Raw genomic sequence first — 22,406 nt, 5'->3', positions numbered from 1 at the left:
AAGTTCGACGGCTGAAAGACTTCACCGCCCTCTTAATCATTGAACCTACCTTAGGAGCACTTAGGAAAACCTAACGCATATCCGGCGTTATCGGAGTCGAGTGAACCCTTCTTGCAATTTAAGCAAGGGTAAATGAAGGTGGTACCACGGAAGCTAGACCTTTCGTCCTTTACGGATGAGGGGTCTTTTTGTTTTTTTAAGAATCGAAATGGAGGAATATTAATGAAAAAAATAGCAATTATTGGTGCAGGATCGATGGCTGAAGCATTCATTTCAGGAATTCTTGAAAATGGGCTAATTAATAAAAAAAATATCTGGATTACAAACAATTCTAATCAAGAAAGATTAACTAATTTAGAAACTCGTTATGGTATTCGAACGACTTATAATTTGAATGAACTGTTTGATCAAGCGGACATTGTGATGTTAGCAATGAAACCAAAGGATGTCGCGACAGCCGTCCAATCCATTCGTGAACACTTAACGGGACAAATGCTCGTCGTCTCAGTCTTAGCTGGTGTTTCCATGATGACAATTGAAACATTGGCAAAATTACCACTTGCGATTGTACGGTCGATGCCAAACACTTCGGCTGCTGTTGGAAAATCGGCCACCGCTGTTGCCGTGAATCAACGTGTTACCGAGCAGCAGTTAGAAACAACCAAGAACTTGTTTGGAACAGTTGGCTTGGCTTCTTTTGTAGAAGAAGAGCAGTTAGATGCCGTTACGGGGCTATCAGGAAGTGGGCCAGCCTATATTTATTATCTTATCGAAGCCATGGAAAAAAGTGCAGTGGAAGTAGGACTAGACAAAGAAATGGCCAGTGAACTAATTGTCCAAACATTACTTGGGGCAGCAGAGATGGTGAAAAAATCAAGCAAATCATCTACTCAACTGCGTATGGAAGTAACAAGCCCAGGCGGAACAACAGAAGCTGGCATTAGAGTTCTTGAAGAACACGGGGTCCAGCAAGCATTTATTTCATGCATTAAAGCAGCAACTGCGCAATCCAAAAAAATGGGGGAAGAATTAAGTTCTAGGCTTCAGACTGCAGACCAACCTTCCTAAATTGGACTTTTGCCTTGTTTACATTACACTAGTAAAAAAAGGCTAGGGAAGTGTCGTGGATGCTAACGATCTTATTTTCTTTAGGTATGCTAGTCTGGACTATTTTTCTTTTAGACGGACTAATTGGTTTACGAAAAATAGATCCGCTGGAAAAAGAAGAAGGCATGGAGCTTGGACCGCTATTATCTGTAGTAGTTGCCGCCCGTAATGAGGAAAAACAAATCGAAGCAAGTATCCTGAGTCAGCTGGAGCAAACCTACAAAAATGTGGAATGGATACTTGTCAATGATCGGTCAACTGACATGACTGGAACCATCATGGAAGAATTAACAAAAATAGACCCGCGCCTAAAAGTCCTCCATGTTAATCAATTGCCTGAGGGCTGGCTTGGGAAGAATAACGCCTTGTACACGGGCGCACTTCAAGCTTCAGGGAAATGGCTATTGTTTACCGATGCTGACGTAAAATTTGAAAAGCAAGCCTTCGCAAAAGCGCTCCACTATTTTGAAAGACACAAGCTTGACCATCTGACCGCTGCACCAAACTTAAGTGCTAACCGATTTTGGTTAAAATCATTTGTTGCCTTTTTCCTGTTTGGTTTTTCTTATTTTAAACGTCCTTGGTTGGCAAATAACCCAAAATCAAAAATCGGAACAGGGATTGGTGCGTTTATTCTTGTTTTAAAAAAATCTTATGAATCGTTTGGAACACATGAGAAGATAAAAATGCGGCCGGATGATGACCTGCAACTTGGGATGAAAATGAAAAAAGCAGGCTACCGCCAAAGAATTGTGACTGCACTTCATCTAATCGAAGTGGAATGGTATGGAAATATAAAAGAAGCATTAGTTGGACTAGAGAAAAATACATTTGCCGGATTGCACTATCGTATCAGCATGGTGATCTTTGCGATCCTCGGGGTTTTTATCACCAACGTTCTGCCCTTTGTGATGATTTTTTCAGGGAATACAACTGTTGCCCTATTAAGCTTCGGAAATATTGTTCTTTGCGGAATTCTTTATGTGGTTGTCATAAAAAAATTAACCTTATTCTCCCCTATGATGTTTTTGGTCTTTCCAATCACTGCCTTACTGTTTATTTATTCGATTATTCGGGCGAGCCTCTTAACCTTTAAGCGCGGAGGAATTGTATGGAGGGGGACCACCTATCGGTTAAGTGAACTGCGAGAAAAAGATTAGAAGCTTGATTTTTTCATTAAAAAGATCCTTTTGCTATACTAGAAAAGGATAATTTAGATTGAATTCAGGAGGCTTCTGAAATGGCAGTAAAACTATTTTCACCCTATACAATAAAGGGTGTTACACTTAAAAATCGAATAGTGATGTCACCGATGTGCATGTATTCCAGTCATGAAGATGGCCATGTTCAAAACTGGCATCGGACCCACTACACAAGCAGGGCGGTCGGTCAGGTTGGTCTAATTATAGTTGAAGCAACATCAGTAACACCTCAAGGCAGGATATCCCCTAGAGATTTAGGAATCTGGAGCGATGAGCATATAGAGGGCTTTTCTGAGCTTGTTGGTCTTATGAAGGAGCATGGTGCCAAGACTGGGATTCAACTCGCTCATGCCGGCAGAAAAGCCGTATTAGAAGGTGAAATTCTTGCCCCTTCTGCACTTGCTTTTAATGAAAACATGAAAACACCAAAGGAAATGTCCAAAACGGATATTGAAGAAACAGTAGTAGCATTTAAAAAAGGCGCGGAGCGTGCAGCAAAAGCAGGTTTCGATGTGATTGAAATCCATGGTGCTCATGGGTATCTTATCAATGAATTCCTTTCACCACTTGCCAATAAAAGGACCGATGGATACGGCGGTTCGGCTGAAAACCGCTACCGAATCCTCCGAGAAGTGATTGATGCAGTGAAAACCGTTTGGGAAGGCCCATTATTTGTGAGAGTATCTGCACATGATTACCACGCAGAAGGATTAACCGCTGAAGATTACATCACGTTCGCCCAATGGATGAAAGAACAAGGTGTTGATTTAATTGATGTTAGCTCAGGTGCCGTTGTACCCGCCCATATTCACGTTTATCCTGGATATCAAGTGAAATTCTCAGAGACCATCAAGACTGGCGCCGATATCTCAACAGGTGCGGTAGGATTAATCACTTCCGGAATCCAGGCCGAGGAAATTTTACAAAATGACAGAGCTGATTTAGTCTTCCTAGCTCGTGAATTACTTCGCGACCCATATTGGGCCCGGACAGCAGCAAAAGAATTAGGGGTTCCAATTGAGGGCCCCAAACAATACGAGCGCGGCTGGTTATAAATCAAAAAGAGGGTGTCTACTAAAATGGACATCCTCTTCTTATGTTTATCATCAGCAGGGTATTTATTTTATTTGCGAATACATCTATTTTATTTGCGCAAAGTCCTATTTTATTTGCGAAAAACCCGGTTTTATTTGCGAATCAAAAAAATTAGTGAATATCCCTATTTAATTTCGAAGAGGAATATTAATTTCTTTAAAATCCTCAGCTATATCTGTATTCGGAAAAACTTCCTTTGCCTCATCCACCAATTCCCGCCAAGCATTTCGATCATAACGGGAGCTTATATGGGTTAGACACAGTTGCTTGCAACCGGCCCTCTTAGCAACTTCTGCTGCCTGATGTGTGGTTGAATGAAAATAGTCGTGGGCAAGTTTTTCTTCATCCGCTGAAAAAGTCGCTTCATGCACCAAAATATCTGCATTTTCAGCCAATGAAATCGCATTTTCGCAGTACCGTGTGTCCCCTAGAATCGTGACAATTCTCCCCTTCTGTTCAGGACCTAGAAACTTACTCGGATCAATTGTCCTGCCGTCTTCAAGGGTAACTGTTTCACCATTTTTAATTTTTCTAAAAATGGGTCCTGGCTGTACTCCCGCTTCCTTTAGCTTATCAGCAAGTAATGTTCCAGGCCGATTCTTTTCGACAATTCGATACCCATATGAAGGGATGCCATGATCTAACCTGAGGGCTTCCACTGTAAACTGCTCATCTTCAAAAAGAATCCCCTCGTCAATTTCAATAACAGTTAGCGGGTATTTCAAATAGGTCTGGCTTAATGAAAGGCTGACATGAATATAGTCCTTAATCCCTTTTGGTCCATAAACCGTTACCTCGGATTCTCCGCCTTGAAAAGAGCGGCTTGATAATAATCCAGGCAGACCATAGATATGATCACCATGAAGGTGAGTAATAAAGATTTTTTCAATTCTACGAGGTTTTAACGATGTATGTAAAATTTGATGCTGGGTCGCCTCACCGGCATCAAATAACCAAACGGCCCCCCGCTCTTCTAACAATTTCAGTGCAATTGACGTCACATTGCGGAGTTTTGCCGGCATCCCCGCCCCTGTTCCTAGGAAAAATATGTCCACTAATAATAGCTCCTCTCAATCCGTTCCTTTTATCCAATATTGTTAATATAGCACAAAAAGAAATCAATTTCTCCCTAGGGGACCTTTTATTAATAAGTGAATAGCACGGACCATTATGTGAAAAATAATCGAGACTTGAATGTTTTATTTTTGCGAAGTCTACCGGAATGCTATAAAATCAAGAAATGTGATATTTGTTGATTTTATAATTTACATAAATAGAAAAGAGGTTTTTACTTTGACGCAAACTGGAAACGTGACTTCATTAATTATGATTTTTGGTGCGACTGGTGATTTAGCAAAACGGAAGTTGTTTCCTTCCCTTTACCGGTTATTTGAGAAAGGCAAATTAAATAAATTTGCGGTTATTGGGGTGGCCAGAAGGTCCCTTTCTAACGATGAGTTTCAACATTCCGTTAAAGACTCCGTATTATCTGCATTAGGAAACAAAGACAAGATTGATGAATTTATCTCCCATTTTTACTATCAATCACATGATGTCGCTGATTCCAATTCATATGCAATATTAAAAAATTTAGCAGATGAGATTGATGGAAATTATCAATTAGAAGGGAATCGCATTTTTTATCTCGCTATGGCTCCAGAATTTTTCGGAACCATCGCCTTGCATTTAAAATCAGATAAACTGACGGACGTAAAAGGCTACAAACGACTTGTGATTGAGAAGCCATTCGGACATGACTTAGCATCTGCAATCGAACTTAATAAACAAATTAGAAGTGCGTTTAAGGAAAAAGAAGTTTATCGTATCGACCACTATTTAGGCAAAGAAATGGTCCGGAACATCGAAGTAATACGTTTCGCCAATGCTATTTTTGAACCGCTTTGGAATAACCGCTATATCTCGAATATTCAAATCACCTCAAGTGAAGTACTCGGTGTCGAAGAGCGCGGCCGTTATTATGAAACAAGCGGGGCCCTTAGAGATATGCTTCAAAACCATATGATGCAAATGGTAGCCTTGCTTGCAATGGAACCACCAATTAACCTTACAACCGATGAAATCCGTTCCGAAAAGGTTCGTGTATTTCGAGCCCTTCGAACCGTTGAGGGGGAACAAGTAAATAATTATTTTGTTCGTGGACAATACGGTGAGGGCACGGTTGAGGATGTCCAGGTTCCTGCCTATCGTGATGAACCGATGGTGGACAAAGAATCGAATACAGAAACCTTTGTCGCAGGGAAAATTATGATCGATAATTTCCGCTGGGCTGGTGTTCCTTTTTACATCCGTACCGGGAAAAGAATGTCGACAAAATCAACAAAAATTGTCGTTCAATTTAAAGATATTCCAATGAATTTATATTACCAAACTGACAAAATTTTAAATCCGAACCTCCTTGTGATTCATATTCAACCAGAGGAGGGAATTACCCTTCACCTAAACGCCAAGAAAGCGGGCGGACATTTGGATGCGCAAGAAGTAAAACTTAGCTTCGCCAATACTGGTATCCATGCGATGAACACTCCTGAAGGCTATGAAAAACTTCTTTTGGATTGTATGCGAGGGGATGCTACAAATTTCACGCATTGGGATGAAGTCGCCTATTCCTGGAGCTTTGTTGATAAAATTTCAGCGGTTTGGGAAAACACGAAAGCTGATTACTTCCCCAATTATCAGTCAGGAACAATGGGTCCCAAAGAGGCGGATGAGCTCTTAGAAAAAGACGGCTACTTCTGGTGGCCTGTAACAGATCTAGACGTTGATATTTGTAAGTGAATAATCAAAAGCACCACTTTGTTATAACAGCAAAGTGGTGCTTTTTAGTCTAGATCATTAATTTTATTAGGAAAGGTCCGCAGAAAATCTTTATTAAAGCTCGTTTCAGTCCCGATATTGTGAGAACCATCCATTTGGTGCGACCCTGCATTTTCAATGATACTTTTCCCGTACTTTTCACGAAGACTAGATAAGGTATTAAGTAACGGCTCTTTTTTCGCATCCTTTTCATAGGAAAATAAATCTAACTGTTTATAGGCATGATCATGATCAACTAAATCATTGCCTGTGATCCCTAACAATCGAATAGCATCTCCATTCCAAGCTTTTAGAAAAATCTGCTGCGCAAAAGAAGAAATGTCATCTTTATGACTGATGGGGTTGGGTAGCTTTTTACTTCTGGTAATTGTCTTTCGATCCTTATAGCGAATTGTAATTCCAAGAGTTCCGGCAAGGACATTCTTTCTCTTCAGCCTGATAGAGACCGTTTCCGCTAATGATGTTAACACACGAAAAAGTTCATGCTGATTACTAACATCCTTAGGCAGTGTCGTTGAATTGCCGATACTCTTAAATTCTTCAATCGATTCCGGATCAACAGGGCGATGATCAATCCCATTGGCTCTTTCTTTTAATCGAAGGCCATTAATGCCTAGAAGCGTTTTAAGTTGAATCTCATTGCCTTTTGCTAATTCACCAATGGTGTGAATCCCAATTGTCTGCAACTTTTCCGCTGTCTTCTTCCCGACACCATGCATTTCGTTCGTGTTCAAAGGCCAAAGAACGTTTGGTATATCACGCTTACGAAGAATCGTAATCCCCATTGGCTTTTTCATATCTGAAGCCGTTTTTGCTAAAAATTTATTAGGAGCTATACCTATGCTGCAAGGTATATCTAGTTGTTCCAGAATCCTTTTCTGAATGCTTTCGGCAATTTCTATCGGGCTGCCGTATTCAAAGCTTTCCGTTATATCTAAATATCCCTCGTCAATCGAGACGGGCTCTACAAACTCTGTATAGTGCCTGAGAATTTCAAACATACCAATGGAAACGGCCCGATAACGCTCAAAATTAGGTTTCATGACGATTAACTGCGGACAAAGTTTTCTCGCTTCCCAAAGCGGCATCGTCGTTTTCACACCAAATTTTCTTGCATCGTAATTGCAGGTGACAATGATCCCTCTGCGCTCCTCGACATTTCCAGCAATTGCGAGCGGTTTACCCTTCAGATTGGGATCGTAGGCCATTTCAACCGACGCATAAAAGCTATTCATATCAACATGTAAAATGACCTTTCCGTTTTTCGGATACATTTCCTTCATGCTGGCACTTCCTTATTACTTTTTCTTCCCTAATTATATCAAAAAGGAGAACCCTCAGTTAGGTTCTCCTGACAACTACATTATTGATTTGCCACTTCATCGATAATCGCAAGAGTCATTTCTGCAAGCTTATACAATTCTTCAACCGGCATGCGTTCGTTTGTGGTATGGATTTCTTCATAGCCGACAGCAAGATTGACCGTTGGAATATTAAACCCAGCAAAAACGTTGGCATCACTGCCGCCGCCGCTATGCTGTAGTTCACAGCTGCGCCCAATTTTTGCCGCGGCCTTGCGAGCCACTTCTACGACATGATCGCCTTCGCCAAATTTAAAGCCTGGATACATGATTTCCACATCTACCTCAGCTCTGCCGCCCATTTGTGCTGCAACTGTTTCAAATGCATCCTTCATTTTGCTTACCTGGGCCTGCATTTTTTCAGGTATAAGCGAACGTGCCTCCGCTAAAATATCAACACGGTCACAAACGATGTTAGTTGCCTGACCGCCTTCAAACCTGCCAATGTTTGCTGTGGTTTCGTGATCAATTCTTCCTAATGGCATCTTCGCAATCGATTTTGCGGCAATTGTAATCGCGGAAACTCCTTTTTCAGGTGCCACACCGGCATGAGCTGTTTTACCGTAAATAACTGTTTTTACCTTTGCTTGTGTCGGAGCAGCTACAACTACGTTACCAACTAAGCCATCACTATCCAGTGCGTAGCCAAATTTTGCTTTCATCAATGAAGAATCAAGTGCTTTTGCACCCACAAGACCTGATTCTTCTCCGACAGTGATGACAAATTGAATCAAACCATGAGGTAGATTTTGTTCTTTTAATTGACGAATGGTTTCAAGCATGACAGAAATACCTGTTTTATCATCTGCCCCTAAGATCGTGGTGCCATCTGTAACCACATAACCATCTTTAATCGATGGTTTCACACCTTTAGCAGGTGTAACAGTATCCATATGACAGGTAAAATAAATCGGGTCAACACCTTCTTTAGTTGCCGCAAGCGTGCAAACTAGATTCCCTGCACCATGGCCTGTTACAGCAGTGGTATCATCTTCAAAAACCTCGAGACCTAACTCAGTAAATTTTTGTTTTAATACCTTTGCAATTTCAGTCTCGAATTTTGTTTCTGAGTCAATTTGCACAAGTTCTAAAAATTCATTCAACAGACGTTCCTGATTAACCATTATATTGACCCTCCATGTTATGTAATCACTAATTGTCCAGCTCCAGCGCCCTAGGGGCTCGAGGTCATAAGCCAAGCCGTCAAGAAGGTTAAAGTGCAACCTTCTCGCCGGCTCGTCTTATGCTTGTCGCCCCTGGACAAGGCGCTTCCGCTTTTCTTATATCAGTATACCTCTTTCTTATTCATATCATCAAATGAAAGAGCAGGACGTCAACTTCAATTTATACTATAGCGGAATATTCCCATGTTTTTTGTAAGGTCTTGACTCTTTTTTATTTCTAAGCATTTCTAATCCCTGCACTATTTTCAATCTTGTTTCTCTTGGGTCGATGACATCATCGACCATGCCTCTGCTCGCCGCCACATAAGGATTGGCAAACTTTTCACGGTATTCATCGATTTTTTGCTGCCTGGTCTGTTCAGGATCTTCGCTATTATTAATTTCCTTGGCAAAAATGATATTGGCAGCCCCTTGTGGACCCATAACAGCGATTTCTGCATTGGGCCAAGCAAATACCAAGTCAGCACCAATAGACTTACTATTTAACGCCACATAGGCACCGCCATAGGCTTTTCTTAAAATAACCGTCAATTTCGGAACTGTCGCCTCGGAATAGGCAAATAATATTTTAGCTCCATGGCGAATGATTCCCCCGTGTTCCTGTTTAACTCCCGGGAAGAAGCCTGTAACATCTTCAAACGTTATGATAGGGATATTAAAAGAATCACAGGTCCGGATAAACCGAGCCGCCTTATCAGAGGAATCAATATCCAAGCCGCCAGCCATGACCCTAGGCTGATTACAGACAAGCCCTACTGATTCACCTTTGATACGCGCAAAGCCAACGACAATATTTCTAGCAAAGTCCTTATGAATTTCCATGAACGAGTCCTCGTCAACAACTTGCTTAATGACTTTTCGGACATCGTATGGACGAACGGCATCGAAAGGAATAACCTCCAGTAAGTCAGGACGGTAGTCTTCTTCCTCCTTCACCTCAAATCTTGGAGGTTTCTCTTCATTATTCTGTGGTAGGTAACTCAAAAGCCTGCGGACGTTCTGTAACACCTCTACTTCCGAATCGGAATGAAAATGGGCATTCCCGCTAATGGAGCTATGTACATTTGCACCGCCAAGTTCTTCAGCTGATATTTTCTCCCCTGTCACTGTTTCGATGACCTTAGGACCCGTAATAAACATTTGACTCGTTTTTTCGACCATAAACACAAAATCAGTAATTGCTGGTGAATAGACGGCACCACCTGCACACGGGCCCAAGATTACTGAGATTTGCGGAATTACACCGGAATAAATGGCATTTCGGTAAAAAATATGCCCGTATCCATCTAACGATACGACACCTTCTTGAATACGCGCTCCGCCAGAGTCATTTAGACCGATAAAAGGTGCCCCATTTTTCGCTGCTAAATCCATCACATTCGCAATCTTCTTGGCATGCATTTCACCCAATGCACCGCCAAAAACTGTAAAATCTTGCGAAAAAAGATAAATGGGCCGGCCATTTACTTTCCCGTAACCAGTCACTACCCCGTCCCCTGGGCCCTTTTGTTCATCGAGACCAAAATCATTGGTACGGTGTTCAATAAAGGGATTTAATTCAAAAAACGTCCCTTTGTCTACCAAAAGATCGATTCTTTCTCTCGCCGTCAATTTTCCTTTTTCATGCTGCTTCTCAATTCGCTCGTCACCGCCACCGAGTTCAACCTCGCGACGTTTATCATACAACTCATTTATTTTTTCATAGATGTCTATCATTTTACCCCTTCATCCCCTTCTTCTCACAGAGTTCAAATAAAACCCCAGATGTTGATTTTGGATGCATAAAAGCAATGTTTGCTCCTCCAGCACCAGGTCTTGGCTGATCATCTATCATTCGAATCCCTTTTTCTTTCATTTCGCTAATTCTTTCTTTAATCGATACAACACCAAGTGCAACATGGTGGATGCCCTCACCGCGTTTTTCGATAAATTTAGCAATGGTACTTTCTTCCGACGTAGGCTCAAGCAGTTCGAGTTTTGTACCTCCTGCCTCTAAAAAGGCCACTCTTACTAGTTGAGTTTCAACCTCTTCAATTCCAAGCAATCGTAGATTCAATACATCAGTATAGAAAGGAAGCGAATGTTCAAGTGATCTTACGGCAATTCCAATATGGTCGACCTTCTTAATCATTATTATCCCTCTGTTCTAAAAATTAAATTTAATTCGACAATTATCTTATTCGTGAAAAAGTTCATAAATCCTTCCTAAATTACTTAGTTGTTCCGTTGTTCATTTTTGATTTTCCTTGTACAATAGATATAAAGCGCCAAAATGTTAAGGAGGTACCCATAATGAAAAGTAAGAAAACGAGAAAAATCATTGTTTATTTAATGTTATTCGCTATGCTTGCCTCAACTCTCCTAATCGGAATTGGTACATTTCTATCATAAATATACAAAAGGAAGGGACTGTTCAAATTGAACAGTCCCTTTCCCTATTGTATTGCCCCATTATCTTTGGCAAGTGCCTCAAATGATTTTTTTGAAGAGATAACTAATACCTTTGTTCCAAGTGGAATTAACGGAAAAAGAGACGTAACGACCTCATTCTGTGTGCGAATACAGCCTTGAGAGACGTATTTCCCAATGGATGCAGGCTGATTTGTCCCATGAATGCCATAGGTTCTGCCATCTGTTCCTTTCGCATCAAAGCCAATCCATCTGGCCCCTAGTGGATTCTTAGGATCCCCTCCAGAAATATTCCCTTTTCGAAAATAAGGCTCTTTTGCCTTTACCGTGATAGTGAAAAGACCTTCCGGAGTTAATTCTTGGGTTTTACCCGTCCCGACACTTACAACTGTTTGGACTTTATTTTCATCAATAAACGCCATTTCATTGTTGCTTTTGTTAACAATAACAAATGGATCGCCTGGCATAGGGTTTGGCCCCAACGGCCAAAATGGTGAAATGAAAAAAGCAATCAGGATTGGCGATAAGATTTTTATCAAAGCAGCCACCTGCCTTTTTTTTCCTAGTTTGCTTCAATCTTTTTCTGTTCATTCACTTTTGAAGAAGTTTTTATTCCTTTAAACGAACTTTTTATAATCAGATAGTCATTCATTTCATTTACTAGTTGAAGTAAGGCTGCTCTCGTTTCAAATTCTTCTCTTGTCTTTGGGAGCTCCATTTCCTCAAATTCCTTTTTCATTTCTCTTAATTTTTCAATATAAATATGAGCTGTATTTCCAGGATGAACATTCTCAGAAAGTTCTTCCAGAAACTCAGCTACCATATGCCCTTGCTTTACTGTACGCGTAATGGAGGTGACAATCGGTAAAATACGTTCGATAATTTCAAATTGCTTCCCTCGCATTTTAAAATAATGAAAATATAAATTGTCATCTCGTAAAAAATGGTTTTCAACATCCTGAAGAGCTAGCGTTATCGCTTCATCTAGTAAACGAGCACTAACCGTAATCTCTTTTCCATCCCAATTACTATCTCCCGTCCGTAAATAACATACCATTTCACAGAAAATGATTTTAAAATTCTCCTCAATTTCGCTTCGATAGTCCTTTAATTTTTTATCAACGCTCGGCATATAAAGATTAATCAGTAGTGCCACGCCAATTCCAATCGTGATCACTCCAAGTTCATTTAAAAAAATTGCCAGGGAGATTTTCTCCGCCATATAAATATGTAAAATAATGACACTGCTTGTCACAATACCATCCGGCGCTTTCAGCATCACAATCGTCGGTATAAAGAAAAATAACATGATCCCAATAACAATTGGGTGATAGGAGATTCCCTCAAAAAATATAGCCGAAAACGGCATCGCTAATACACAGGCTAAAAATCGATCTCCTGCTGTTCGGAGCGATCTCCGCTTCGTCACCTGAATACATAAAATGGTTAATATTCCAGCGGAAGCAAAATTATCCAGCCCAAGCTGCTGCGCAATTAAAATCGAAATAGCAGTACCAACAGCTGTTTTAATTGTTCGGTAGCCAATGCGAAATTTCATAGTAATCTCCCCAAAATAGAAAAAATAAAAAGATGATCGATTAGACCATCTTTAGCATATCCCTATTAAAGCATTTTTTGCAAGAAATCCTGATAATAAAGATTGATTCTACTACAATACTTTCTCTAAAAAGTCCTTTGCTCTGCTTGTCCGAGGGTTATTAAAAAATTCATTAGGAGAGCCTTCTTCTAGTAATACCCCTTCATCAAGGAAAATAATCCGGTCGGAAACCTCACGAGCAAATCCCATTTCATGTGTTACGATGGCCATAGTCATTCCTGAATGAGCAAGGTCCTTCATAACATTGAGTACTTCCTTGACCATTTCTGGGTCAAGCGCTGAAGTAGGCTCATCAAATAACATTAACTTCGGTTCCATGGCAAGGGCACGCGCTATGGCAACACGCTGCTTCTGTCCACCTGATAAATTATTCGGATAGGCTTTTTCTTTTTCCGTAAGCCCCACACGAGCTAACAATTCGCGCGCTTTTTTTTCAGCAAGTTCTCGCGATTCCCCTTTTACTTTCATCGGAGCATAGGTTAAGTTTTCCAAAACCGACAGATGTGGAAATAAATAAAAGTGTTGAAAAACCATACCGATTTGTTCACGAACTTTCATTATATTCGTTTTGCTATCAGTAATCTCTTGATTATTAATCCAAACTTTCCCTTGCGTTGGTGTCTCTAATAAATTTAAACAGCGTAAAAAAGTGGATTTACCAGATCCTGATGGTCCAATAATCGAAACTACTTCCCCACTATCAATATTGGTTGAGATATTTTTTAACACTTCATTATTGCCAAATTGTTTATAGAGGTTTTCTACTTTAATCACTGTACTTCAGCCTCCGTTCAAACCGTTTCCCTGCCAAAGTCAGCACCATTACTAAGATCCAATAGATAAATCCAACAAAGATTAATGGTTCAAAATTACGATAAGTATCCGCTCCGACAACTTGCGCACGACGCATCAAATCTAGATAACCAATCGTAGAAACGATTGCTGATTCTTTTGTTAAGGTAATAAACTCATTCATCAATGCAGGTAAGATATTTTTTAGTGCTTGAGGTAAGATTAGGTCCTTCATCATGAGACGATAAGGAACACCTAGTGCTTGTGCTGCTTCGGTTTGACCTTTATCAACCGCTTGAATTCCGGCTCTGATAATTTCCGAAACATAGGCGGATGAATTTAAGCCAAAAGCTAAGATTGATGATAAAAATGGTGAGATGTCATACCCCGTTAATTGCGGGATCGCAAAATAGATTAGCATTAATTGTAAAATTAATGGTGTCCCACGAAAAATAGATGTATATGCATCACCAAACCAATTTAATGCTTTGTTTCGTGAAATTTTAAACAAAGCTAAAATTGTGCCGAGGATAAAACCTAAAATAATTGAAATAATAACAAATTTTAATGTAACCCATATTCCCTCTAAAATAAAAGGAATATAAGGCACAATTTGGCTAAAGTCCAAATTCATGCCTTACACCTCACTTTATAATTTTCTTTGAGTCATTAGTCTAGTTGCCATTCATTTTATGCTTATTGCTGGTCTTTTAACCACTTGTCCTTTAATTCTTGGAGTTTTCCGTTCTCCTCCATGTCTTTTAGGACCTTATTTACATCATCAGTTAAGTCACTGCCTTTTGGAAATGCAACTGCCATTCCAGGAGAACTTGTTGTTGGATCATCAAATCCAGCTAAACCTTGTTCCTTTACATATCCTGTTGCAACTGATTTATCCATATAAGCAACCTGGATACGATTTGATAATAGTTCTTGAATTAAAGTTGTTGCATTGTCTAACGGCTTAATCGTAAAATCTACCTTTTTTTGAAGTGTTTTGGCACCCTCTTCTTGAATGGTTCCTAACTGTACTCCAACCGTCTTTCCTTTAAGATCATCGATAGTTTTAATTTTAGAATCTTTAAGTGTGATAAACATTTCACCTGAATGGTTATAAGCTGTTGAAAAATCAACATTTTGTTTGCGTTTTTCTGTTGCTGACATACCAGCAAGTACCATGTCCACACGTTTAGCCTGTAATGCCCCGACTAAACCATCAAACTTCATGTCTTTAATATCTAGTTTATAACCTAATTCTTTTGCAATAGCATTGGCTAAGTCAATATCAAATCCCTCGACCTTACCTGATGGATCTCTTGATTCAAATGGTGCAAAATCTGCTGATGTAGCCATTGTTAAAACTTTGTTAGCTCCTGTTTTTTCTCCATTTGCTCCGTCCTTATTACTTTGGCCGCAAGCAGCCAACACCACTAATGTTAAGATCATGGTAAAAAATAAAAATGTTTTTTTCATGATGTCTCCTCCTATATTTAATAATATCTGCTTATGCTAATTTGAATTTTTATTCAACAAAACGAATATTAACACATAGATTTTGTTTTGAAAAGATATTATTTTAATATAAAAATATTCAAAAAATTCTGCGTTTTAATATATTAAAATAATATTAAAAGCAAATAAAAAGCACCCCCTTGAGAAGAGATGCCTTTTTGAGATTATGTTAATGATTGCCTACTACTGTTTGCCTAAATTCATTTTTCATTTTTTCCAATTCATCTTTATTAGTTAATAAGTCAAATCCTGTTAAGGCAAGGGCCAATGCCCCTTTAGAAAGAATCTGATGGGAATTGTCAGTGATGGTTAAGTCGGCAAATTCCCTTGTATGTGCGATTAGTCCAGGCGAATCAAGACCAATATAAGGATGTATCGCAGGAACAACATGACTTACATTTCCCATATCAATGGAACCATATGAATCCTTCGCTTTCTTAACTTGCTTCACACCTGTAGATAAGAGATTGTCTGTAAATAATTTAGATAATACTTGATTGGTAACCATATTATCATAGCTCAATTCGTAGTTTTCAATATGAACCTCTGCACCTGTCATTAAAGATGCACCTTTTGCTATATTAATTACCTTTTGAACAACCTCGTTTAAATAGGTTCGATCCTTAGCTCGAACATAAAACTGAGCTACTGCTTTATCTGGGACAATATTGGCTGCTACTCCTCCTTCTTTAATAATCCCATGGATTCTCACATCAGAAGTCACATGTTGACGAAGTGCATTGATGCCATTAAATAATTGTATAACAGCATCCAGTGCATTAATTCCCATCTCTGGAGAAGCTGCTGCATGACTTGTTCTGCCACGGAAGTCAAATTGAATCGCATCCATCGCTAAGGAATCACCACTCTCATAAGATTCATCAGCCGGGTGTAAAATCATAGCTGCATCAATATCATCAAAAATACCTTGTTCAGCCATTGGAACTTTTGCACCGTTTGTTTCTTCAGCAGGTGTTCCTAATACAACTACACGTCCGCCAATTTCATCTGCCACTTTACTTAAGAGAGCTCCAGCCCCGGCACTCATCGTTCCAATCAGATTATGACCGCACCCATGTCCAACCTCAGGCAGTGCATCATATTCCGATAAATAGGCAATCGTTGGTCCCTCCTTCTTAGAGTCGTATACCGCTTTAAAGGCAGTAGCTCGGCCAACAATTCCTTTTTCAACTACAAATTTATGTTCCTCAAGGAATTCTATTAACTGTTTGCTAGATTCAAATTCTTGATCCCCTAATTCAGGATGATGATACAAAGAATCACTTATCTCCCATAATCTATGTTTAATGATTTCTAAATAATTTTTTAATAAATCCTTCATGCTAGAATCTCCCCTTTAGTATGATTAAAATTACAAAATAATTAATAAATATACATTAAAAATATCATTTTGACAAGAACAAAAGGCCAAATCGATTGATGATTTGGCCCTTCCTTCATTCGGCTTTTATATTAAACTTCTTCGCAATATTCATCAAATTCTTTTTGAAGTTTTGACACGACTGTTGCTGGATCAAAACCCTCGATTTGATGTCTTTCAACCATTGTAATAATCTTGCCATCCTTTAAGAGGGCAAATGATGGGGAGGATGGTGGATAGCCAGTGAAATAACTTCTTGCTTTTTCGGTTGCTTCTTTATCCTGTCCAGCAAAAACAGTGACAAGGTGATCCGGGCGCTTATCAAAATGTAAGGCATGTGCTGCTGCAGGACGTGCAACTCCACCCGCACAACCACATACAGAATTAATCATTACTAAAGTGGTCCCTTTTTGCTCCAGTGCTTCCTCAACATCTGCAGGTGTTTTCAACTCTTTATATCCGGCAGACACGATTTCTTGACGTGCCTGGTTAACAACATCATTCATAAAAAAATTAAAATCCATGCTCATTAAATTCACTCCTTAGATTTAAGACTATATCTACATATTAACAGTAAAAATGTTTAATTATCAAATATCAATACTTGTGGTAGCTTATTCTTTTTTTTGAAAAAAAGTCTTAAAAAGACTTTCCACAGCAGAGGCGACTGTCTTTCCACCTGCAATTACTTCATTCTCTAATTTTGGCAGCTGGTTCATAATCTCAGGATGATGATAAAAATGATAGTGCAACTGATCCGTAATCATTGCATGTAGCCATTCTCTTGATTGGGCATTCCTTCTATCTTCCAAGACTCCAGTGAACTTTCCTCTCGATTCAAAAGCTTGAATAACTTCCCATATCTTATCAATACCTTCTTGAGTCAAAGATGAACAGGTATGGGCTTTTGAAATCCAACCTTTTGTCGCTGGCTGCAGAAAGTGAAGGATTCGATTATAATCTTTCCTTGTCAATTCAGCCTTTTGTTTATTATCCCCGTCTGCTTTATGGACAATTATCGCATCAGCAAGCTCCAGAATCCCTTTCTTCATGCCTTGCAGTTCATCACCCGCCCCAGTCAGCACCAGCAGCATAAAAAAGTCGACCATATCCCTGATGATAAATTCACTTTGTCCGACGCCGACCGTTTCTATTAATATCACATTAAACCCCGCTGCCTCACAAAGCAGCATCGATTCTCTTGTTTTTCGATGAACACCACCGAGTTTTCCTGCCGATGGTGACGGACGGATAAACGCCCGTGGATTCCTTGCTAACTGTTCCATACGCGTTTTATCTCCCAAAATACTACCACCCGAGATACTCGAGGTTGGATCAATTGCTAATACAGCCACCTTTAGACCCAAACTGCAGAGATACATTCCAAACTCTTCGATAAAAGTACTTTTCCCAGCACCAGGCACCCCAGTAATTCCAACCCTTATCGAGTTTCCGCTGAAAGGCAGCAATCTTTGCAGTAACTCTTGTGATTTTTGGAAATGATGCTCTGCATTACTTTCTACAAGAGTAATAGCACGAGCAAGCAAGCCTCTGTTTCCTTTTAGTACCCCGTCAAATAATTCTTCAACTTCTAGTTCTGAAGAGTTACGTTTTTTAAATCGAATACTTTTTTGCAAAGAAGTTGCTTGACCTTCAAGTTCCTCCCCCTTTCTTACCACACTTGAGCAAAGTTCGGGCTTTCTTGGATCGCTCCATTCAGGTTTTTGATCTGCAGCCATTAGTCTGCCACTTCCTCATAACCGAGTTGAAGATAAATTGCTTTGATTACTTTTTGCGCTGCTATCGGAATCACTGTCCCAGGTCCAAAGATAGCCACTGCTCCGTTATCGTATAAAAATTGGTAATCTTGTGCTGGAATAACACCACCAATAACCACTAAGATATCTTCACGTCCTAGTTTTTTCAGTTCAGCTACTAATTGTGGCAATAGCGTCTTGTGCCCAGCAGCAAGCGAGCTCATACCAATGACATGGACATCGTTCTCAATTGCCTGCAAGGCCGTTTCTTCTGGTGTTTGGAATAATGGACCAATATCAACATCAAATCCCAAATCAGCAAATGCAGTGGCGATGACCTTTGCCCCGCGGTCATGTCCGTCCTGACCCATTTTTGCAATCAGAATTCTTGGTCTTCTACCTTCATTCTTCAGGAATTCGTCGGACATTTCTTTTACTATCAAAATTTGTTCCTCATTACTAAAAGCTTTACTATATACTCCGCTAATTGCATGGATGACCGCTTTATGTCGATTTGCTACTTTTTCGATGGCATCGGAAATCTCCCCAAGAGTTGCCCTCTCTCTTGCCGCCTTGACAGCAAGCTCCAAGAGGTTGTACTTACCTGTTTCCGCTGCTTTCGTTAAGGCGGTTAACGTTTCTTCCACTTTTTTGTCATCACGATTAGCTTTTAATACATTTAATTTTTCAATTTGTTTCAACCGAACCGCTGTATTATCGATATCTAAAATATCAATTGCTTCTTCTTTCTCAAGGCGATAACGGTTGACACCAATGATGACTTCTTTTCCAGAATCAATTTGTGCTTGCCTTCTAGCGGCTGCCTCTTCAATTCTCATTTTTGGAAGCCCAGTCTCAATGGCTTTAGCCATGCCACCTAGACCTTCAATCTCCTCAATATGTGTCCATGCTCTATTAACCAATTCATCTGTCAATTTTTCAACGTAATAGGAGCCTGCCCACGGATCAATAACATTTGTAATCCCCGTTTCTTCTTGCAAAAACAATTGCGTGTTACGAGCAATCCGAGCAGAAAAGTCAGTTGGCAGTGCAATCGCTTCATCCAAGGCGTTTGTATGCAGGGATTGGGTATGCCCCATTGCCGCAGCATGTGCTTCAATTAATGTGCGTGTAACATTATTAAAAGGATCTTGCTCTGTCAAACTCCAGCCAGATGTTTGCGAATGGGTGCGTAACGCTAATGATTTTTCATTTTTAGGATGAAAAGATTTCATCATTTTTGCCCAAATCAATCGAGCGGCACGCATTTTAGCTACTTCCATGAAATAATTCATCCCAATTGCCCAAAAAAAGGATAATCTTGGTGCAAATGAATCTATTTCAATTCCTGCCTTGAGTCCCGTGCGTACATATTCCAGACCATCCGCTAGTGTATAAGCTAGTTCTAAATCAGCTGGTGCACCAGCCTCCTGCATATGATAGCCCGAAATACTAATACTATTAAACTTTGGCATGTATTTTGACGTATATTCAAAAATATCAGCTATTATTTTCATTGACATTTCCGGAGGGTAAATATAAGTATTACGAACCATATATTCCTTTAAAATGTCATTTTGGATGGTTCCCGCCAGCTTCTCTTGACTTACACCTTGTTCTTCAGCCGTCACGATGAAAAAAGCAAGAATGGGTAGAACGGCCCCGTTCATGGTCATTGAAACGGACATTTGGTCTAAAGGTATCCCCTCAAATAACGTCTTCATATCAAGGATAGAATCAATGGCCACCCCTGCTTTACCGACATCTCCGACAACACGTGGATGATCAGAGTCATAGCCGCGGTGGGTGGCTAAATCAAAGGCAACCGATAATCCCTTTTGCCCCATCGCTAAATTTCTGCGGTAAAAGGCATTGCTTTCCTCTGCAGTTGAAAAGCCTGCATATTGTCTCACTGTCCACGGCCGATTAACATACATCGTTGGATAAGGCCCTCTTGTATAAGGAGGGAGTCCCGGCAGATTGTCTATATGCTCAAGATCTTCACGATCTTCTTTTGTATAGAGTGGTTTTAAACTGATTTGTTCATTTGTCTCGAACAGTAAATCATCAATGGAGGTATTTATCTCTTGGTGTACTTTTTGCTGCCACTCTTCTTTGGTCATAAAACTTTGATTGTCAAATAAAGAAATATTTTGAAAATCAGGCTTTTGTTTCTTCAATCTTGCTCACCTCCAGGTCGTTAAGGATTGACGAAAGCGTTTCGTAGCAATTGCTTTTCATATGGATAAACTGCTTAATACCAGCATCCTTCCATCGGTCCAGTTCTTCTTTTTCTGGAAGGCCTGCTAAGTAAAAAATCAACTCAGGGAATTCCGTTTTTAGAGAAGGCAGGATTCCATAACCGATTATTTCATATTGTTCATTCGTACCGCATAAGCAATAATACTTGGCAGGCGTTTCTAAAATAAATTGTCTAGCTTCCTCTAAAGATAATATCGGCTTACTTTCGGCTGCTTTCAAACCGCCTGCTGCAAGAAAGCCCTTCATAAAATCAAGTCTTGCTTTATGCTGCTTTAATCCACCAAGACAAATCATCCCTACAGTCGGCTTTGAGCCTAATTTTTCTTCGAGATCCTTTGCCTTTTTTCGCAATTCTTCAAATGGTTCTGCCAATCTCAGATCCGGAATGGCCTCTATTTTTATTAAAGAGTTTTCCATATTAGTAAAATATGAATTTCTCGTTTGAGTTTTTTTATGCGTAACAATTTCATCCAGATTAGCGTAGACATTTGTTCCAACAATGCTTTTCTTTCTTGTTTGAACATCTTGATTCTTTTTTTCATAGACAACAGCAATCTCCTGCTGCAGCCAATTTGTTTTTAAAGTTTCTAGAATACCACCATTTGCTTCAATTTGTTGAAAAAATCCCCAAGCTTTTTCAGCTAAGTCATTGGTTAGTTCTTCTACATACCAAGAACCTCCAGCAGGATCAATCACTTTTGTTAGATGTGCTTCTTCCTTCAAAAGAAGTTGCGCATTTCTAGCAATTCTTTCCGAAAACGAAGTGGCACCTGTGAGATCATCGAAGGGTCGCACATGCAAGTATTGAATGCCCCCAACCACGGCCGCAAAGGCTTCATTTCCAGCACGCAGAAGGTTTACATTCGGGTCATTAACTGTTTTTGTGAAAGAAGAAGTTTCAGCAGCTATATGCAACCTGCCCATATCATCAGTAGATCCGTAAACATTACTTATTCGATTCCAAAGGACTCGAGCGGCACGAAGTTTTGCAATTTCCATAAAAAAATTGCTGCCAATCGAAAATTGGAAGATCATTTTTGCAAAGATTTCATCCAGTTCCATGCCTGCATTCTGAAGGTTTTCAAGGTAAAATATCCCTTCAGCCATTGCAATCCCTAGTTCTTGAACAGCGCTCGCCCCACCATTATGATATGGAGCAGTATCTATTAGAATTGTACGCACATTAGGTAATTTTTCATTTGAGTGGACAATGTTTTTAACCCAATCATTGAAAAATTCCTCAGAAATACATCCCTCTTCAGCGAAAATGGCGACGGGATCAGCTCCAATATATCCTCGGAGTTTGTCGATAGCCCCTTCTTGTTCCGCCATTCTTTCTAATTTCGAAAGAAAAGCAATTTGTAAACTTTTTGCGTTAATTGAAAATGGATATTGGAAATAGGATTCTCCTAATAATTTTGCTAGGTTTGTTTCGACTTCTAGTAAAGCTTTTGAGACTTTAAATGAAATAGCCGTTTGGCCTTTATTAAATGATTGTCTGAGTTTCTGCTCCAACTCTTCTGCGGTTTGATAGGAGAGTTGTTGGGCGACCACCCAGTCATTTGTCAAGTAACCTAACGGATAGGTCCCTCTTCTAAAATCTGAACCTCCTGGAAAATCAGGTACTGGTCGCTCATCTTGATGGGTATAAAGCGGTTTCAAAATAATGTTTTCATATGTAGTAGTTTGTAAGGATTCAACCGTTTTTCCTTTTAAAGATTGCTCTGCTTTAGTTTTCCATTCATGTGTGGATCCTGAAGGAAAAGACTGATTCTTTATTTTTTCCAAACTTTTCATCCCCCTCCCATTATACATAATTGAAATAAAATTCAATTAATTCTACTAAGTACTATTTTATGGTACAAACACAATTCAAGCAATTAAAAACAAA

Annotated in this window: 20 protein-coding genes; 5 read left to right on the top strand and 15 right to left on the bottom strand. The window is 39.7% G+C overall.

From position 1 onward, the window contains the following. Nucleotides 1-222 precede the first annotated feature (222 nt). From proC to namA, 3 genes are all read left to right on the top strand, one after another. Nucleotides 223-1,068, top strand: coding sequence for a pyrroline-5-carboxylate reductase (gene proC, locus COE25_RS04660; protein WP_098931518.1), 846 nt, complete (start codon nucleotides 223-225; stop codon nucleotides 1,066-1,068). A gap of 59 nt (nucleotides 1,069-1,127) precedes the next feature. Continuing rightward, nucleotides 1,128-2,267 (top strand): glycosyltransferase family 2 protein, encoded by a 1,140-nt coding sequence (locus COE25_RS04655; protein WP_098931516.1) that lies wholly within the window; start codon nucleotides 1,128-1,130, stop codon nucleotides 2,265-2,267. An 80-nt stretch (nucleotides 2,268-2,347) separates the two neighbouring features. Next, a complete protein-coding gene (namA, locus tag COE25_RS04650) occupies nucleotides 2,348-3,364 on the top strand; it encodes an NADPH dehydrogenase NamA (protein WP_098931514.1) in 1,017 nt (338 codons plus the stop codon). A gap of 168 nt (nucleotides 3,365-3,532) precedes the next feature. On the opposite strand, the gene rnz is transcribed toward namA, so the two are convergent. Further along, nucleotides 3,533-4,459: a ribonuclease Z gene (gene rnz, locus COE25_RS04645; protein ID WP_098931512.1), complete on the bottom strand. Its 927-nt coding sequence runs from the start codon at nucleotides 4,457-4,459 to the stop codon at nucleotides 3,533-3,535. A gap of 271 nt (nucleotides 4,460-4,730) precedes the next feature. On the opposite strand from rnz, the gene zwf reads away from it, so the two are divergent. Further along, nucleotides 4,731-6,200 (top strand): glucose-6-phosphate dehydrogenase, encoded by a 1,470-nt coding sequence (gene zwf, locus COE25_RS04640; RefSeq protein WP_088090536.1) that lies wholly within the window; start codon nucleotides 4,731-4,733, stop codon nucleotides 6,198-6,200. A 44-nt stretch (nucleotides 6,201-6,244) separates the two neighbouring features. On the opposite strand, the gene COE25_RS04635 is transcribed toward zwf, so the two are convergent. The 4 genes from COE25_RS04635 to mce form a co-directional block, all read right to left on the bottom strand. Continuing rightward, nucleotides 6,245-7,522, bottom strand: coding sequence for a DNA polymerase IV (locus COE25_RS04635; RefSeq protein WP_088088885.1), 1,278 nt, complete (start codon nucleotides 7,520-7,522; stop codon nucleotides 6,245-6,247). 80 nt (nucleotides 7,523-7,602) lie between these two features. After that, a complete protein-coding gene (locus COE25_RS04630; RefSeq protein ID WP_088088886.1) occupies nucleotides 7,603-8,724 on the bottom strand; it encodes a tripeptidase T in 1,122 nt (373 codons plus the stop codon). A gap of 225 nt (nucleotides 8,725-8,949) precedes the next feature. Then, nucleotides 8,950-10,500, bottom strand: a complete 1,551-nt coding sequence (locus COE25_RS04625; protein WP_098931510.1) for an acyl-CoA carboxylase subunit beta — start codon at nucleotides 10,498-10,500, stop codon at nucleotides 8,950-8,952. Between the two features lies 1 nt (nucleotide 10,501). After that, nucleotides 10,502-10,915 (bottom strand): methylmalonyl-CoA epimerase, encoded by a 414-nt coding sequence (gene mce / locus COE25_RS04620; protein ID WP_098931508.1) that lies wholly within the window; start codon nucleotides 10,913-10,915, stop codon nucleotides 10,502-10,504. Nucleotides 10,916-11,076: 161 nt separating this feature from the next. Between mce and prli42 the strand changes: the two genes are divergently transcribed. After that, complete coding sequence (gene prli42, locus COE25_RS30515; protein WP_179195915.1) at nucleotides 11,077-11,175, top strand: stressosome-associated protein Prli42; 99 nt, start codon at nucleotides 11,077-11,079, stop codon at nucleotides 11,173-11,175. Between the two features lie 44 nt (nucleotides 11,176-11,219). Here the strand turns inward: prli42 and COE25_RS04615 are convergent, their stop codons facing one another. The 10 genes from COE25_RS04615 to COE25_RS04570 form a co-directional block, all read right to left on the bottom strand. Next, on the bottom strand, nucleotides 11,220-11,732 hold the full coding sequence (locus tag COE25_RS04615; protein ID WP_088088889.1) for a L,D-transpeptidase: 513 nt from the start codon (nucleotides 11,730-11,732) through the stop codon (nucleotides 11,220-11,222). A gap of 23 nt (nucleotides 11,733-11,755) precedes the next feature. Beyond that, entirely contained in the window at nucleotides 11,756-12,751 is a 996-nt protein-coding gene (locus tag COE25_RS04610; protein ID WP_098931506.1) for an aromatic acid exporter family protein, read from the bottom strand. Between the two features lie 111 nt (nucleotides 12,752-12,862). Then, nucleotides 12,863-13,585 (bottom strand): amino acid ABC transporter ATP-binding protein, encoded by a 723-nt coding sequence (locus COE25_RS04605; protein ID WP_088088891.1) that lies wholly within the window; start codon nucleotides 13,583-13,585, stop codon nucleotides 12,863-12,865. Next, on the bottom strand, nucleotides 13,578-14,237 hold the full coding sequence (locus COE25_RS04600; protein ID WP_088088892.1) for an amino acid ABC transporter permease: 660 nt from the start codon (nucleotides 14,235-14,237) through the stop codon (nucleotides 13,578-13,580). The genes COE25_RS04605 and COE25_RS04600 overlap by 8 nt, the downstream gene beginning before the upstream one ends. A gap of 62 nt (nucleotides 14,238-14,299) precedes the next feature. Further along, nucleotides 14,300-15,076: an ABC transporter substrate-binding protein gene (locus COE25_RS04595; RefSeq protein ID WP_098931504.1), complete on the bottom strand. Its 777-nt coding sequence runs from the start codon at nucleotides 15,074-15,076 to the stop codon at nucleotides 14,300-14,302. A 208-nt stretch (nucleotides 15,077-15,284) separates the two neighbouring features. Then, nucleotides 15,285-16,457, bottom strand: coding sequence for a M20 family metallopeptidase (locus COE25_RS04590; protein WP_098931502.1), 1,173 nt, complete (start codon nucleotides 16,455-16,457; stop codon nucleotides 15,285-15,287). 131 nt (nucleotides 16,458-16,588) lie between these two features. After that, nucleotides 16,589-17,026 (bottom strand): BrxA/BrxB family bacilliredoxin, encoded by a 438-nt coding sequence (locus tag COE25_RS04585; protein WP_088088895.1) that lies wholly within the window; start codon nucleotides 17,024-17,026, stop codon nucleotides 16,589-16,591. 84 nt (nucleotides 17,027-17,110) lie between these two features. Further along, on the bottom strand, nucleotides 17,111-18,235 hold the full coding sequence (gene meaB, locus COE25_RS04580; RefSeq protein ID WP_088088896.1) for a methylmalonyl Co-A mutase-associated GTPase MeaB: 1,125 nt from the start codon (nucleotides 18,233-18,235) through the stop codon (nucleotides 17,111-17,113). After that, nucleotides 18,235-20,433, bottom strand: a complete 2,199-nt coding sequence (gene scpA / locus COE25_RS04575) for a methylmalonyl-CoA mutase (protein ID WP_098931499.1) — start codon at nucleotides 20,431-20,433, stop codon at nucleotides 18,235-18,237. The genes meaB and scpA overlap by 1 nt, the downstream gene beginning before the upstream one ends. Next, the gene (locus COE25_RS04570) at nucleotides 20,414-22,312 is read right to left on the bottom strand and encodes a methylmalonyl-CoA mutase subunit beta (RefSeq protein WP_179195916.1); all 1,899 of its coding nucleotides are present in this window, start codon (nucleotides 22,310-22,312) and stop codon (nucleotides 20,414-20,416) included. Before COE25_RS04570 ends, scpA begins: the two co-directional genes overlap by 20 nt. Between the last annotated feature and the right edge of the window lie 94 nt (nucleotides 22,313-22,406).

It is taken from the genome of Bacillus sp. AFS031507, assembly GCF_002584635.1.
Classification (GTDB): domain Bacteria; phylum Bacillota; class Bacilli; order Bacillales; family Cytobacillaceae; genus Neobacillus.
This window is presented reverse-complemented; position numbering and strand designations above follow the sequence as displayed.

Coding starts and splice junctions, on each gene's coding strand:
- COE25_RS04635 (WP_088088885.1), bottom strand. CDS start 7,522: ATGAAGGAAATGTATCCGAAAAACGGAAAGGTCATTTTACATGTTGAT.
- COE25_RS04610 (WP_098931506.1), bottom strand. CDS start 12,751: ATGAAATTTCGCATTGGCTACCGAACAATTAAAACAGCTGTTGGTACT.
- COE25_RS04630 (WP_088088886.1), bottom strand. CDS start 8,724: ATGGTTAATCAGGAACGTCTGTTGAATGAATTTTTAGAACTTGTGCAA.
- proC (WP_098931518.1), top strand. CDS start 223: ATGAAAAAAATAGCAATTATTGGTGCAGGATCGATGGCTGAAGCATTC.
- mce (WP_098931508.1), bottom strand. CDS start 10,915: ATGATTAAGAAGGTCGACCATATTGGAATTGCCGTAAGATCACTTGAA.
- COE25_RS04655 (WP_098931516.1), top strand. CDS start 1,128: ATGCTAACGATCTTATTTTCTTTAGGTATGCTAGTCTGGACTATTTTT.
- meaB (WP_088088896.1), bottom strand. CDS start 18,235: ATGGCTGCAGATCAAAAACCTGAATGGAGCGATCCAAGAAAGCCCGAA.
- COE25_RS04570 (WP_179195916.1), bottom strand. CDS start 22,312: ATGAAAAGTTTGGAAAAAATAAAGAATCAGTCTTTTCCTTCAGGATCC.
- zwf (WP_088090536.1), top strand. CDS start 4,731: ATGATTTTTGGTGCGACTGGTGATTTAGCAAAACGGAAGTTGTTTCCT.
- COE25_RS04625 (WP_098931510.1), bottom strand. CDS start 10,500: ATGATAGACATCTATGAAAAAATAAATGAGTTGTATGATAAACGTCGC.
- COE25_RS04595 (WP_098931504.1), bottom strand. CDS start 15,076: ATGAAAAAAACATTTTTATTTTTTACCATGATCTTAACATTAGTGGTG.
- namA (WP_098931514.1), top strand. CDS start 2,348: ATGGCAGTAAAACTATTTTCACCCTATACAATAAAGGGTGTTACACTT.
- COE25_RS04590 (WP_098931502.1), bottom strand. CDS start 16,457: ATGAAGGATTTATTAAAAAATTATTTAGAAATCATTAAACATAGATTA.
- prli42 (WP_179195915.1), top strand. CDS start 11,077: ATGAAAAGTAAGAAAACGAGAAAAATCATTGTTTATTTAATGTTATTC.
- COE25_RS04585 (WP_088088895.1), bottom strand. CDS start 17,026: ATGAGCATGGATTTTAATTTTTTTATGAATGATGTTGTTAACCAGGCA.
- COE25_RS04600 (WP_088088892.1), bottom strand. CDS start 14,237: ATGAATTTGGACTTTAGCCAAATTGTGCCTTATATTCCTTTTATTTTA.